The 13,301-nt window shown below is 72.8% G+C and carries 15 protein-coding genes and 1 riboswitch; of the genes, 5 read left to right on the top strand and 10 right to left on the bottom strand.

Going from position 1 to position 13,301, the window contains the following annotated elements; all coding sequences use genetic code 11:
- Nucleotides 1-25: 25 nt before the first annotated feature.
- The 8 genes from HEK131_RS11780 to HEK131_RS11745 form a co-directional block, all read right to left on the bottom strand.
- Nucleotides 26-1,621: an alpha/beta hydrolase gene (locus HEK131_RS11780; RefSeq protein WP_244334766.1), complete on the bottom strand. Its 1,596-nt coding sequence runs from the start codon at nt 1,619-1,621 to the stop codon at nt 26-28.
- Nucleotides 1,622-1,735: 114 nt separating this feature from the next.
- The gene (locus HEK131_RS11775) at nt 1,736-2,539 is read right to left on the bottom strand and encodes an urease accessory protein UreD (RefSeq protein ID WP_244334764.1); all 804 of its coding nucleotides are present in this window, start codon (nt 2,537-2,539) and stop codon (nt 1,736-1,738) included.
- Nucleotides 2,503-3,180: an urease accessory protein UreG gene (ureG, locus tag HEK131_RS11770; RefSeq protein ID WP_244334762.1), complete on the bottom strand. Its 678-nt coding sequence runs from the start codon at nt 3,178-3,180 to the stop codon at nt 2,503-2,505. The genes HEK131_RS11775 and ureG overlap by 37 nt, the downstream gene beginning before the upstream one ends.
- Nucleotides 3,181-3,210: 30 nt before the next feature.
- Nucleotides 3,211-3,885 carry an urease accessory protein UreF gene (locus HEK131_RS11765; protein ID WP_244334760.1) on the bottom strand — a complete coding sequence of 225 codons (675 nt, stop codon included), beginning with the start codon at nt 3,883-3,885 and terminating at the stop codon, nt 3,211-3,213.
- An 8-nt stretch (nt 3,886-3,893) separates the two neighbouring features.
- Nucleotides 3,894-5,615 carry an urease subunit alpha gene (locus HEK131_RS11760; RefSeq protein ID WP_244334758.1) on the bottom strand — a complete coding sequence of 574 codons (1,722 nt, stop codon included), beginning with the start codon at nt 5,613-5,615 and terminating at the stop codon, nt 3,894-3,896.
- Nucleotides 5,608-5,919 carry an urease subunit beta gene (locus tag HEK131_RS11755; RefSeq protein WP_217460583.1) on the bottom strand — a complete coding sequence of 104 codons (312 nt, stop codon included), beginning with the start codon at nt 5,917-5,919 and terminating at the stop codon, nt 5,608-5,610. Before HEK131_RS11755 ends, HEK131_RS11760 begins: the two co-directional genes overlap by 8 nt.
- 11 nt (nt 5,920-5,930) lie before the next feature.
- Nucleotides 5,931-6,233, bottom strand: coding sequence for an urease subunit gamma (locus tag HEK131_RS11750; RefSeq protein WP_164188155.1), 303 nt, complete (start codon nt 6,231-6,233; stop codon nt 5,931-5,933).
- Between the two features lie 160 nt (nt 6,234-6,393).
- Nucleotides 6,394-6,696 carry a type II toxin-antitoxin system Phd/YefM family antitoxin gene (locus HEK131_RS11745; protein WP_217460582.1) on the bottom strand — a complete coding sequence of 101 codons (303 nt, stop codon included), beginning with the start codon at nt 6,694-6,696 and terminating at the stop codon, nt 6,394-6,396.
- An 86-nt stretch (nt 6,697-6,782) separates the two neighbouring features.
- On the opposite strand from HEK131_RS11745, the gene HEK131_RS11740 reads away from it, so the two are divergent.
- The 3 genes from HEK131_RS11740 to HEK131_RS11730 all read left to right on the top strand — a co-directional run bounded on the left by HEK131_RS11740 (nt 6,783) and on the right by HEK131_RS11730 (nt 8,753).
- Nucleotides 6,783-7,409, top strand: coding sequence for an ATP-dependent Clp protease proteolytic subunit (locus HEK131_RS11740; RefSeq protein WP_217460581.1), 627 nt, complete (start codon nt 6,783-6,785; stop codon nt 7,407-7,409).
- 7 nt (nt 7,410-7,416) lie between these two features.
- On the top strand, nt 7,417-7,722 hold the full coding sequence (locus HEK131_RS11735) for a hypothetical protein (RefSeq protein WP_217460580.1): 306 nt from the start codon (nt 7,417-7,419) through the stop codon (nt 7,720-7,722).
- 424 nt (nt 7,723-8,146) lie between these two features.
- Nucleotides 8,147-8,276: riboswitch (cyclic di-AMP (ydaO/yuaA leader) on the top strand.
- 3 nt (nt 8,277-8,279) lie between these two features.
- Nucleotides 8,280-8,753, top strand: coding sequence for a C40 family peptidase (locus HEK131_RS11730; protein WP_217460579.1), 474 nt, complete (start codon nt 8,280-8,282; stop codon nt 8,751-8,753).
- 93 nt (nt 8,754-8,846) lie between these two features.
- Here HEK131_RS11730 and HEK131_RS11725 read toward each other — a convergent pair whose 3' ends face one another.
- Together HEK131_RS11725 and HEK131_RS11720 are read right to left on the bottom strand one after the other, a co-directional pair.
- The gene (locus tag HEK131_RS11725) at nt 8,847-9,317 is read right to left on the bottom strand and encodes an ATP-binding protein (RefSeq protein WP_217460578.1); all 471 of its coding nucleotides are present in this window, start codon (nt 9,315-9,317) and stop codon (nt 8,847-8,849) included.
- A 223-nt stretch (nt 9,318-9,540) separates the two neighbouring features.
- A complete protein-coding gene (locus tag HEK131_RS11720) occupies nt 9,541-10,671 on the bottom strand; it encodes an 8-amino-7-oxononanoate synthase (protein ID WP_217460577.1) in 1,131 nt (376 codons plus the stop codon).
- Nucleotides 10,672-10,864: 193 nt separating this feature from the next.
- Here HEK131_RS11720 and bioB point away from each other — a divergent pair, with 193 nt between their 5' ends.
- Entirely contained in the window at nt 10,865-12,031 is a 1,167-nt protein-coding gene (gene bioB, locus HEK131_RS11715) for a biotin synthase BioB (protein WP_217460576.1), read from the top strand.
- Complete coding sequence (locus tag HEK131_RS11710; protein WP_244334756.1) at nt 12,024-13,301, top strand: adenosylmethionine--8-amino-7-oxononanoate transaminase; 1,278 nt, start codon at nt 12,024-12,026, stop codon at nt 13,299-13,301. The genes bioB and HEK131_RS11710 overlap by 8 nt, the downstream gene beginning before the upstream one ends.

The raw sequence follows: 13,301 nt of genomic DNA, 5'->3' as shown, positions 1-13,301 counted from the left end.
GCCCCTCCCTCGTCGCTCCGGGCCGTTACGGCTGGGGCGTGGCGTGCGGTGCGCAGGTGACGTCGGAGCTGTCGAGCTTGCCGCTCAGCAGGTAGGCGTCGACGCGCTGGTTGATGCACGGGTTGACCAGTCCGGTCACCCCGTGGGAGCCCGCGCCCTTCTCGGTGATCAGGCGGGAGCCCTTGAACCGCTCGTGCAGCGAGACGGCGCCGGCGTACGGCGTCGCCGCGTCATTGGTGGACTGCACGATCAGCACGGGCGGCAGCCCGCGGTGGGTGCCCACCTCGACGGGGGTGTGCTGCTTGGAGCCCCACGTGGCACAGGGCAGGTTCATCCAGGCGTTCGCCCAGGTCATGAACGGGTAGTCCTTGTGGAGCCGGGTGTTGTCCCGGTCCCAGGTGTGCCAGCTCGTGGGCCACTTGGCGTCGGCGCACTCGACGGCGGTGTAGACCGCGTTGCCGTTCTCCGCGGAGATGTTGCCCGCGGTGTCCGACAGGTCGGGCGCGGCGGCGTCCACGAGAGCCTGGGTGTCACCGGCGACGTACTTGCTGAACGCCGTGGCGACCGGCACCCACGAGGAGTCGTAGTACGGGGCGCTCTGGAAGAAGGAGATCAGCTCGGCCGGGCCGACGACCCCGCCGAGCGGGCTCTTCGCGGCGGCGGCGCGCAGCTTGAGCCACTGCGCCTGCACGGCGCCGCGGGTGGTGCCGAGGTGGAAGGCGGCGTCGTTGGCGGCGACCCAGTCCTGCCAGTCCTTCCAGCGGCCCTCGAAGGCGATGTCCTGGTTCAGGTTGGCCTGGTACCAGATGTTCTCGCGCGCGGGGTCGACGACGCTGTCGACGATCATCCGGCGGATGTGCCCCGGGAAGAGCGTGCCGTAGACGGCGCCGAGGTAGGTGCCGTAGGAGACGCCCAGGTAGTTGAGCTTCTTCTCGCCGAGCGCGGCCCGGACGACGTCCAGGTCACGGGCGGTGTTCGGCGTGGTCATGTGCGGCAGCATCGCGCCGCTGCGCTCGGCACAGCCCTCGGCGTACTCGCGGGCCAGCTTGCGCTGGGCGCGCTTGTCGGCCTCGCTGCCGGGCACCGGGTCGGCCTTGGGCGCCTTGACGAACTCCTGCGGGTCGACGCAGGAGATGGGGGTGGAGTGGCCGACGCCGCGCGGGTCGAAGCCCACGAAGTCGTACGCCTTGGCCGTGTTGGCCCACAGCGCGCTCTTGGTGGTGACCCGGCGCGGGAAGCGCAGGCCGGAGCCACCGGGGCCGCCGGGGTTGTAGATGAGGGCGCCCTGGCGCTCCTCCTTGGTGCCGGTGTTGCCGATGCGGTCCACGGCGAGCTTGATCTGCTTGCCGTTCGGCTTGGCGTAGTCCAGCGGCACGGAGACCCAGCCGCACTGGATGGGCTTCTCAAGCCCCCAGTCGGCGGGGCAGTCCTGCCAGTCGATGCCGGCCTTGGCGGCGCGGGCGGCGGCCGTGGCGGCGCCGCGGGCCTCGCGGTCCTGGCCGTGGCGGCTGTCGGCGCTGGCCGCGGGTGCCGTCACCGCGCCGGCTATCAGCGTGGCGGTGACGAGCGCGCCGGCCGAACCGAGCGCCAGCAGGCGGCTCTTCGGTTTGTTCTCCCTCAAGGGGTCCCCTCCCCGTGACTTCACTGCGAGTGGTCAGGCGGGGAATCCTCTCGGCTGTGAGCCGTCCGGGAACAGGGGTGACGGACCTTCTTTACCAATCCGATAAACGGATGGTCAGCTCCGATCGGCGGTCAGTAGCGTCAGCGCCTCGTCCAGGCGGCGGCGCAGGGCCAGCGCGTCGGGCGCCACGGCGCTGACGAGGACCGCCGGCCCGGCGAGCGGCATCAGCGCGGTGCCCTCCCCCAGCATCCGGGGCTCCGCCGGGATATCACGCAACTCCGGTGACACGAGGACCAGTTGCCCGACCGAGCGATGTCCGCCCAGTACGGCGGGGCCGTCCCAGCCGCCGGGTGCCCCTGGACCGCAGCACAGCTCCTGGTCGAGCAGCGTGGCGCCCGCGAGGCGGACGGTGAGCCTGCTGGTGAGCCGCCCCGACTCCTCCCCGGCCCGCCCGAGCACCTGCTCCTCGCGCAGCAACAGTCGTGCTCCGGGTGCCAGTTCGGCGCGCGTGGTGACGTGCAGGTCGCTGCCTCGGGCCGAGATCAGTTGCTCGGGCAGCCAGTGCAGCTCGCCTCCGGCTGCCACGTCGAGCCGTACGTCGTAGCGGGCCTCGCCCTTGGCCTGGCCGGGCAGTGCGAGGGTGGCGGCGGCCGACCCCAGGTGCAGCCGGGCGCCCTCCCCCACCCGGGTCTCGACGGAGAAGCGGTCGCCGCCGAGCGGGCCGCTCATCGCGCCGACCAGCAGGACACGGGCCTCGGTGCCGTGGGCGCGGGTACGGCGCGGGGCCAGCGGGCCGTCCCCCTCCAGCACCGGGAGCGCGGTGCCGCCCCGGCCGTCGGCGCGGGCCTCGATCCGGGCGCGGGCGCGGACCCCGGTGGCGGTCACGCCGTCCACGCGGCGAGCCGCTCGCGCACCCATCCGGCCACCTCGCCGACTCCGTCCTCGACGCGCAACGTCTGGAAGACCACCGGGAGTTCGGCCCGCTGCGCCTTGGCGTCGGCGGCCATGCGGGCGAGGTCGGAGCCGACGTACGGGGCGAGGTCGGTCTTGTTGACCACGAGCAGGTCGGCGGTGGTGACGCCGGGGCCGCCCTTGCGCGGGATGTCGTCCCCTCCGGCGACGTCGATGACGAAGATCTGGGCGTCCACGAGCCCCTTGGAGAAGGTGGCCGTGAGGTTGTCACCGCCGGACTCGACGAGGATCAGGTCGAGAGGGCCGACCGCCTCCTCCAGGTCCTCCACGGCTTCGAGGTTGGCGGAGATGTCGTCGCGGATCGCGGTGTGCGGACAGGCGCCGGTCTCCACGGCCGTGATCCGCTCGGGCGGCAACACGGCTTCCCTCAGGAGGAATTCGGCGTCCTCACGGGTGTAGATGTCGTTGGTGACGACAGCGAGGGACAGCTCGTCGCGCAGCGCCCGGCACAGCGCGGCGACGGTCGCGGTCTTGCCGGACCCCACCGGGCCCCCGAGGCCGATGCGCAGGGCGCGCCGGGCACCGTCGGGGCGGTGCGCGTCGGCGCTGACGGCGGCGGGACCGGGGTGGGTGTGGTCGAGATGCATGTACGGCTCCAGTTGCGTTTCGGTGAGGCCCTACGAGGCGAAGAGGCGGACCGGCCAGGCGGCGTGGCCCTCTGCGCCGATCTCCAGCAGGGGCGCGGAAGCGGCGGGCAGGGCGCCGGTGCCCTCGGCGGACGCGCGCCGGGCGGCCTCCACGGCACGGTCCGCCACCCGGTCCAGCTCGGGTGCCAGCCGGGCCAGTACGCCGGTGGCGTCGAACGGGTCGAGGCTGAGCAGCCGTACGGTGGCGCTCGCGGGGCCGCTCACGCTCTCGTACAGCGCACAGTGGGCGGCGTCGAGCGGCTCCAGACCGGCCGCGCGTGCGGTGAGGCCCAGGACGACCGGCTGGTGGGCGCCCTTGGGGAACTCCTGGGCCAGTGCGTCCAGTTCGGGGTTCGGCCAGGTGGCACGCGCCGCCCGGAGCAGTTGGCGCCCGAGCCGGCGCGCGGCGGTGCGCAGCGCGGGCGACGGGGTCCGGGCATCGGCAGCCGCGTCCAACTCCCCCACCGGCAGGCCGAGTACGGCCGCCGCCGCGAGGGAGGCGGCGACCAGGCCGGTGGTGTGCAGCCTCCCCCGGCAGAAGTCCTCCAGGCTCGCGGCGTCGGCGATCCGGCCCGCCTTGACGGCGGCCTCCGCCCCGCCGGAGTGGGCGTGCCCTCCGGCGGGGAAGCGGCCGTCGGCGAGGACGAGCAGCGCTGCTCTCGACATCAGCGGCCTCAGAAGAGGAAGTAGCGCTGGGCCATGGGCAGTTCGGCGGCCGGTACCGCCTCGACCAGCTCACCGTCGATGTGCACGGCGAAGCTGTCGGGGTCGATCCGTACGTCCGGCATGGCGTCGTTCTCGCGCAGGTCGGCCTTGGTGACCGCGCGCGTGGACCGGATCGCCACGAACCGCTTGCCGAGCCCGAGCCGTTCGGGCAGGCCGTCCTCGATCGCCAACGGCGAGACGAAGTTGAAGGAGTTGGCGGCCGGGGCCCGTCCGATGGCGCCGAACATCGGGCGGGGCAGGATCGGCTGAGGGGTGGGGATGGAGGCGTTGGCGTCGCCCATCTGCGCGTAGGCGATCTGGCCGCCCTTGAGCACGAGCAGCGGCTTCACCCCGAAGAACGCCGGTTCCCACAGCACGAGGTCGGCCAGCTTGCCGGTCTCGACGGACCCGATCTCGGCGGCGAGGCCCTGCGCGAGCGCCGGGTTGATCGTGTACTTGGCGACGTACCGCCGCACCCGGTGGTTGTCGGCGCGGCCGTCGCCGGGCAGCGCCCCCCGGCGGCCCTTCATCACATGGGCGGTCTGCCAGGTACGCAGGATCACCTCGCCGACGCGGCCCATGGCCTGGGAGTCGGAGGAGATGATCGAGATGGCGCCGAGGTCGTGGAGGATGTCCTCCGCGCCGATGGTGGACGGCCGGATGCGGGACTCGGCGAAGGCGAGGTCCTCGGGCACGGCCGGGTTGAGGTGGTGGCAGACCATCAGCATGTCGAGGTGTTCCTCGGCGGTGTTGACGGTGAACGGCCGGGTCGGATTGGTCGAGCTGGGCAGCACGTTGGGCTGCGAGACGACCGTCATGATGTCCGGCGCGTGCCCGCCCCCGGCACCCTCGGTGTGGTACGAGTGGATGCCCCGCCCGGCGATGGCGGCGAGGGTGTCGCCGACGAAACCGGCCTCATTGAGGGTGTCGGTGTGGATGGCGACCTGGACGCCGGTGCGGTCGGCCACGGTGAGGGCCGCGTCGATGACGGCCGGGGTGGAGCCCCAGTCCTCGTGCAGCTTCAGGCCGACGGCGCCGCCTCTGATCTGGGACAGCATCGCCTCGTGCGAGACGGTGTTGCCCTTGCCGAGGAAGCCGACGTTGACCGGGTACGCCTCCATCGCCTCCAGCATCCGGGCGAGGTGCCAGGGGCCCGGTGTGACGGTGGTGGCCTTGGAGCCCTCGGCCGGGCCGGTGCCGCCGCCGACCAGTGTGGTGACGCCGGAGGAGAGCGCCTCGTCGGCGATCTGCGGGCAGATGAAGTGCACATGGGCGTCGATGGCGCCGGCCGTGAGGATGCGTCCGTTGCCCGCGATGATCTCGGTCTCGGGGCCGATGACGAGGTCGGGGTGGACGCCGTCCATGGTGTCGGGGTTGCCGGCCTTGCCGATGCCGGTGATCCGGCCGTCGCGGATGCCGACGTCGGCCTTGATCACGCCCCAGTGGTCCACGATGACGACACCGGTGATCACGGTGTCCGGGGTGCCCTCGGCGCGAGTGGCGCGGGACTGGCCCATGGACTCGCGGATGACCTTGCCGCCGCCGAAGACCGCCTCGTCGCCGGAGGCGCCGGGGCCGCCGGAGCGGTCCTCCTCGATCTCGACGAGCAGGTCGGTGTCGGCGAGGCGGATGCGGTCGCCGGTGGTGGGGCCGAACAGGTCGGCGTAGGCGGCGCGGGAGATCTCAGGCATCGAGGGCGCCTCCGGTCTCGCCGCGCAGTCCGGGCACGATCCGGGCGCCGCCGAGCGGGACGAGTTCGACCTCGACGGGGATGCCGGGCTCGAAGCGGACGGCCGTACCGGCGGCGATGTCCAGCCGCCTGCCGTGCGCGGCGGCCCGGTCGAAGTCCAGGCCGGGGTTGGCCTCGGCGAAGTGGTAGTGGGAGCCGACCTGGACGGGCCGGTCGGCGGCGTTGAGGACGGTGAGCCGGGTGGTCTCGCGGCCCTCGTTGCAGACGACCGGGCCGTCCGCGAACAGCACTTCTCCGGGAATCATCGCGGGGCCCCTCAGACGATCGGGTCGTGGACGGTGACCAGCTTGGTGCCGTCCGGGAAGGTGGCCTCCACCTGGACGTCGTGGATCATCTCGGGGATGCCATCCATCACGTCGTCGCGGGTGAGCACCTTGCGGCCGGAGGACATCAGCTCGGCGACGGTGCGGCCGTCGCGGGCGCCCTCCAGGATGTGCGACGTGATGAGCGCGACCGCCTCCGGGTGATTGAGCTTCACGCCGCGGGCCCGGCGCCGCTCGGCCACGTCGGCCGCCACATGGATCAGCAGTCGCTCTTGCTCGTGCGGGGTCAGTTGCACGTCCCACCTCACAGTCCTCGCTCCGGACCGTGCGGGGCCCGGACGCCGCGGCCACGACGCGGGGCGGCTCGTCACGAAAACCCCTGGTGGCGTGGGAGCGAAGGCTAGTTGGCCGGCGTTTCGGCGACGTTAACCGCAGGGTGTTCGGCGCGCCTCGGCCTCAGGAGGTGCCCGGCCGGCGGTGCTCGGCGGCGATGCCGAAGCGCTGCCGCTCCAGCGGCGGGGAGGCGGAGACCTCGTGCACGCCGGAGACGGAGCTGATCACCTGCTCGTCGCGCTCCGGCGCGTCGGAGGCGGCCTGCGCGTCGAGCGCCTCCAGCCGCTCCAGGTCGGCGGCCGAGACCAGCGCGACGAGCGGCTTGCCGTGCCGGGTCACCGTGACGCGCTCACCGCCGTACACCACGCGGTTGATCAGGTCGGCGAGCTCAGCCCTGGCTTGCGTCACCGGAATCTCGTAGGCCATGACCCCATTCTAACGTCACGTACGTCCTGTACATTTTTTACAGAAGCGGGGTCTGAAGCGGCCCCGCCGATCAGGAGGGGTGTGCCATGACCCGATCGAACGCCCGACATGTCCTGCCCGAGTTCACCGAGCGCGAGGGCGGCGTGCGCCGCACGCTCGACCCGTACTCCAAGCTGTTCGAGCACCGGATCGTGTTCCTCGGGACGCCGCTCGACGGCGCGGCGGCCACGGATGTGATCGCGCAGCTCATGCAGCTCGAACACGCCGCCCCGGACCGGGACATCACGCTGTACCTGAACTGCCCCGGCGGCGACTTCCATGCCATGACGGCGGTGTACGACACGATGCGCTACATCGGCTGCGACGTGGAGACGTACTGCCTGGGCCAGGTCGCCTCGGTGGCCGCCGTGCTGCTCGCGGCCGGAGCGCCCGGCAAGCGGTTCGCGCTGCCCGGCGCCCGGGTGGTGCTCCGCCAGCCGGAGCTGGCCGAACCGGTGCGGGGGCAGCCCAGCGACCTGGCCATCAAGGCGGCGGAGCTGGTGCGGGCGCGGGATCTGATGGAGGAGATGTTCGTCCGGCACACCGGGCGGGACGCCGCCACCGTCCATGCCGACCTGGAGCGCGAGCGGGTGCTTGACGCCGCCGGCGCCCTGGAGCACGGCCTGGTGGACGGGATCGTGGGCGACCGCAAGAGCCTGCCCGGCGCCCGGTGAGCGGGCCGTGCTGCCGGAGCTGCCACCACTGCCCGCGCTGACCCGCGCCGAGGGCGAGCTGATAGACCGTTACCTGGAGGCGGCAGACCTGCTGGGCCGGATCAACCCGGCCCGGCACGGAGACACGTACCGGGCACTCAGGGCGGCGCAGGCGCTGGCGCGCACGGCGGCCGCACTCCGTGACGCGCTCGCGCTGATGCACGGGCGGGGCGAGACGGAGCTGCACGGGGGCACGCTGGCACACGCGCTGCGGGTGCTGGACGGGGAGCGCCGGACCGCGCGCGTCGCGCTCCCGCCCGATGGTGTCGGCTGACCCGGACACCGCCTCCGGCCGGGCGGCCCCCCACATACCGCCCGCCGAGCCGAAACGGGCCGAACGTGGTACCGCCGACCGGTGTATCTCCGCGCCCGTTTCCGTGCTCGCCGAGTTGCGCGCGGCGCGCCCCACGGGCCGCCGCGCGGCTGACGAACCCCAGGTCCGGGCCTACGGCGGGGAACTGACGGGGGCTCGAAAACGCCACTGTCCACCCGAACGGGTGAGTGGTGAGTAACGCCACAAACCACCGGTTCCATTGGGATTTTCGGACAGGAGTGGGCCAAGATCCCTGTCTGACGACAAGCCCCCGCCGCAGCGGCGGGGCGGTCCGGGCGGACGCCGAGTCCTGCCGCCGCCCGGATGCCCGGTCGACAGAAGTGCATCGGCAGGAGTGGAGGACCCGAGCAAGACGGGTCGCCGGGACGGATGTCCGCCAACAGCGGGCAGTCGTGCCGAGCAGCCCTTGGGGTGAAGCCGTGGTGACACGGCCGGGCAACTTCGCCAGCCCGAATCCGACAGGTCATCCTTCACAGGCGGCTGACGAAGGGTTGCGCATGACTGCGCTCAATCGTGTCCCGTCGCTGATGGCCCGGGCCGGTACGGCCTCGGCTCTCACCCTGGCCGCGGTCGGCGGCTCCATCGTGGTGCCGGGACTGGCCACCGACGCCTCCGCCGCGACCACCGCGACGAAGGCACTGAACGTCGCGGCTTCCAAGAAGGGCGCACCGTACCGCTACGGGGCCACCGGTCCCCGCAGGTTCGACTGCTCGGGCCTGACGCTGTACTCGTTCAAGAAGGCGGGCAAGTCCCTGCCGCGTACGGCCGCACAGCAGTACAACAAGACGCACCACATTTCCTCAGGCCGCCGCAAGGCCGGTGACCTGGTGTTCTTCCACTCGGGTTCCAGCGTCTACCACGTCGGCATCTACGCCGGTAAGGGCAAGATCTGGCACGCGCCCAAGACCGGGGACGTGGTGAGGCTGCAGAAGATCTGGACCAAGAGCGTCTGGTACGGCCGGGTGAACTGACCCACGGAGCGCGGCGGGAGCGGTTCCCCACGGGCGTACAGGCCCCTGGAGCCGCTCCTGGCCCCGGCGGGCCTCCCAAGGCCCCCGGGCGGCTCAGCGGGCCGGGGAGGGCTCCGGCCGGGCCGCGGTGGCCCGCGGCTGGCTCGGGACGCTCCAGGGCAGCTCGACGAAGACCGTCTTGCCGCCCTCGCGGGTCGGACGGACGCGGAGCTTGCCGCCGCACTCGACGGTGAGACAGCGGATGATGGCCATGCCGCGCCCGTTGTCCTGGGCGACGGCGGCCGGAAGTCTCTTGGGCAGCCTCGGATGGCTGTCCGTCACGCCGATGAGCAGCAGCTCGTCCCTGGCCAGCACGACGTCCACGGTGAAGGTGGGCGACTGGCCCAGGGTGTGCTGGACGGCGTTGGTGGCGAGTTCGGAGACGATGAGGCGGACGGTGTCGGTCACCTCGTCGTCCGAGGGCAGCCCCCAGCCGGCCAGGGTGCCCACCACATAGGACCGGGCCGTGGAGACCGAGGCGGGATCGCTCGGCAGCGTGACGGATGCTTCCAGGTGGTCTGCCATGGCGACGTCGTCCCTTTCCCACGGGCCCGCCCGCCGGCCTTCCACGGGCCGCGCGGCGACGCGGGGCGGAGGGTTCGGGGACGGTCCCGCACTGATGCCTGCACGTCACCCTGCCATCAAGGGGCCGGTCCGGGGAACCAACCCCCCAGATACGCGGACATCTGTCGCTCAACGGGGTGAACTCTGCGACGCGAGACCGTATTTGACGGGGTTTTTCCCGGCCTCAACAGGGCCGAACAGCGGTGATGACCCTTACGGCCTGTTCGATCTGGGCCTCTGACAGGTCCGCGCGGGCGGTCAGCCGCAGCCGGGACACGCCGTCCGGGACGGACGGCGGGCGGAAGCAGCCCACCGACAGTCCCTCGGCACGGCAGTCGGCGGCCCACCCCACGGCCGCCTCGGGCGACGGCGCCCGCACGGAGACCACGGCCGCGTCCGGGCGTACCGCCGCGAGGCCCTCGGCGGTCAGGCGGGCGTGCAGTTCGGCGGCGACCGCGCGGACGCGCGCCGGGCGCTCCGGTTCGCTCCGCAGCAGCCGCAGCGCGGCCAGCGCGGCCCCCGCGGCGGCGGGAGCGAGTCCGGTGTCGAAGATGAACGTCCGCGCGGTGTTGACCAGATGGCCGATCACCCGCGCCGGGCCCAGCACCACCCCGCCCTGGCTGCCCAGCGACTTGGACAGCGTCGCCGTGACCACCACGTCGGCCGCGCCCGCGAGGCCGGCCGCGTGCGCCGCGCCCCGGCCGCCCTCCCCCAGCACGCCGAGACCGTGCGCGTCGTCCACGACCAGTCCGGCGCCGTGTTCCCGGCAGGCTTCGGCCAGTCGGCGCAAGGGGGCCGCGTCGCCGTCGACGGAGAACACCGTGTCGGAGACGGCGATCGCCTCGCCCCGGTGTGTCGCCAGCGCCTTGGCGACGGCGTCCGGGTCGGCGTGTCCGACGACCTGTGTGGTCGCGCGTGCCAGGCGGCACCCGTCGATCAGGGAGGCGTGGTTGCCCGCGTCGGAGACGATCAGCGAGCCGTGCGGGCCGAGCGCGGTGACGGCGGCCAGGTTGGCGGCGTACCCGGAGGACAGCACGAGGGCCGCCTCGAAGCCGCAGAACGCGGCGATTTCGGCCTCCAGCCGGGCGTGCAGCTCGGTGGTGCCGGTGACCAGACGGGAGCCGGTGGCGCCGCCGCCCCAGGTCCTGACCGCCTCCGCCGCGCCCGCGACGACCTCCGGGTGACGGGCCAGGCCCAGGTAGTCGTTGCTCGCCAGGTCCAGCAGGGGCGAGTCGGCGGCACGGGGGCGCAGGGTCCGCAGGAGTCCGGCGCGGCGGCGCGCCTCGGCCTGCTCGTCGATCCAGCCGAACGCCATGGGCTCCTCCGGGCTTTCGCGGACGCGTGCCGTGGCCGGCACGGTCTTCGGGACACGGGCTTTTGTAGACAACAGACAGACACTAGCGGCGCGGAGAGCCGCCCATGATGTGGCAATACCCACACGGTGAACCCCGGTCGTTGTGTGAAGTCTCCTTGGCCCGAGGCGGTCGCGTAGGACAGGATCGGGCCTCATGGACCTGCTGAACACGCTGGTGGACAAGGGACTGCGGCGCGAGACGCCGACGCGCGAGGAAGCGCTCGCCGTACTCGCCACCTCCGACGACGACCTGCTCGATGTGGTGGCCGCGGCCGGGAAGGTGCGGCGGCACTGGTTCGGCCGCAGGGTGAAACTCAACTATCTGGTCAACCTCAAGTCGGGCCTGTGCCCGGAGGACTGCTCCTACTGCTCCCAGCGGCTGGGCTCCACGGCCGGCATCCTCAAGTACACCTGGCTCAAGCCGGACGAGGCCTCCGCGGCGGCCGCCGCGGGGCTCACCGGGGGCGCCAAGCGGGTGTGCCTGGTGGCGTCCGGGCGCGGGCCCACGGACCGGGACGTGGACCGGGTGTCCGACACCATCAAGGCCATCAAGGAACAGAACGAGGGCGTGGAGGTGTGCGCCTGCCTGGGTCTGCTGTCGGACGGTCAGGCGGAGCGGCTGCGCGCGGCGGGTGCCGACGCCTACAACCACAACCTCAACACCTCCGAGGCGACCTACGGGGACATCACCACCACCCACACCTACGCCGACCGGGTGGACACGGTGCACAAGGCGCACGCGGCCGGCCTCTCGGCCTGCTCGGGGCTGATCGCGGGCATGGGCGAGCGCGACGAGGACCTCGTGGACGTGGTGTTCGCGCTGCGCGAGCTGGACCCGGACTCCGTTCCGGTGAACTTCCTGATCCCGTTCGAGGGCACCCCGCTGGCCAAGGAGTGGAACCTCACCCCGCAGCGCTGCATGCGCATCCTGGCGATGGTCCGCTTCGTCTGTCCGGACGTGGAGGTCCGGATCGCGGGCGGCCGTGAGGTGCACCTGCGCTCGCTGCAGCCCCTCGCGCTGCACCTGGCCAACTCGATCTTCCTCGGGGACTACCTGACCAGCGAGGGCCAGGCGGGCAAGGCCGACCTGGAGATGATCGCGGACGCCGGGTTCGAGGTGGAGGGCGCGGACGAGGTGACGCTGCCGGAGCACCGGACGGCGGGCGGTTGCGGTTCGCGGGCGGCAGAAGCCGGGTGCGGGTCGCACGCCGGGGGCGGGGTGTGCGGCACGGCCGAGGCGCCGGCCACCGCCGAGCCGCGTACCGACCTGGTCGCCGTGCGCCGCCGGGGTGCCGGTACGGACCTCGCGCCCAATGCCTGAGCCGGGCACGGCCGAGCTGCTGGAGCTGGACCGGCGGCACGTGTGGCATCCGTACGGTCCGATGCCGGGCCGGACCGAACCGCTCGTCGTGGAGTCGGCGAGCGGGGTCCGGCTGCGGCTGGCGGACGGCGGTGAGCTGGTCGACGGGATGTCGTCCTGGTGGTCGGCGATCCACGGCTACAACCACCCGGTGCTGAACGAGGCGGCGCGGGAGCAGTTGGGGCGGATGAGCCATGTGATGTTCGGCGGGCTCACCCACGAGCCCGCCGTCCGGCTGGCGAAGCTCCTCGTCGACATGGCGCCGGAAGGTCTCGAACACGTCTTCCTCGCGGACTCCGGCTCGGTCTCCGTCGAGGTGGCCGTCAAGATGTGCCTGCAGTACTGGCGTTCGCTCGGCCGCCCCGGCAAGCGGCGCCTGCTCACCTGGCGCGGCGGCTACCACGGCGACACCTGGCACCCGATGTCGGTGTGCGACCCGGAGGGCGGCATGCACGGGCTGTGGTCCGGCGCGCTGCCCCGCCAGGTCTTCGCGGACGCGCCGCCCGCCGTCTACGAGGAGGCGTACGCCGAGCATCTGCGGTCCGCGATCGAGCGGCACGCGGACGAGCTGGCCGCCGTGATCGTGGAGCCGGTGGTGCAGGGCGCGGGCGGGATGCGGTTCCACTCCCCCGCGTACCTGCGGGTGCTGCGCGAGGCGTGCGACGCGCACGACGTACTGCTGGTGTTCGACGAGATCGCCACCGGCTTCGGGCGCACGGGCGCGCTGTTCGCGGCGGAGCACGCGGCGGTCTCCCCGGATGTGATGTGCGTGGGCAAGGCGCTGACCGGCGGCTATCTGACGCTGGCGGCGACCCTGTGCACCGCGCGGGTGGCCGACGGCATCTCGCGCGGCGAGGTGCCGGTGCTCGCGCACGGGCCGACCTTCATGGGCAACCCGCTGGCCGCCCACGTGGCGCGCGCCTCCATCGAGCTGCTGCTCGGCCAGGACTGGCGGGCCGAGGTCAAGCGGATCGAGACCGGCCTGCGGGACGGTCTGGCCGAGGCGGCGGAGCTGCCCGGTGTCCGGGACGTGCGCGTGCTGGGCGCCATCGGGGTGGTCCAGCTCGACCACGAGGTGGACATGGCGGCCGCGACGCGGGCCGCCGTGCGGGAGGGCGTGTGGCTGCGCCCCTTCCGTGACCTGATCTACACGATGCCGCCGTTCGTCACGGACGACGCGGACGTGGCACGGATCGCGCGCGCGGTGTGCGCCGCCGCGCGGGAGGGATGA

The sequence above is a fragment of the Streptomyces seoulensis genome, assembly GCF_022846655.1.
Classification (GTDB): domain Bacteria; phylum Actinomycetota; class Actinomycetes; order Streptomycetales; family Streptomycetaceae; genus Streptomyces.
The sequence above is the reverse complement of the archived record's forward strand: the minus strand, read 5'-3'. Positions and strand labels throughout refer to the sequence as shown.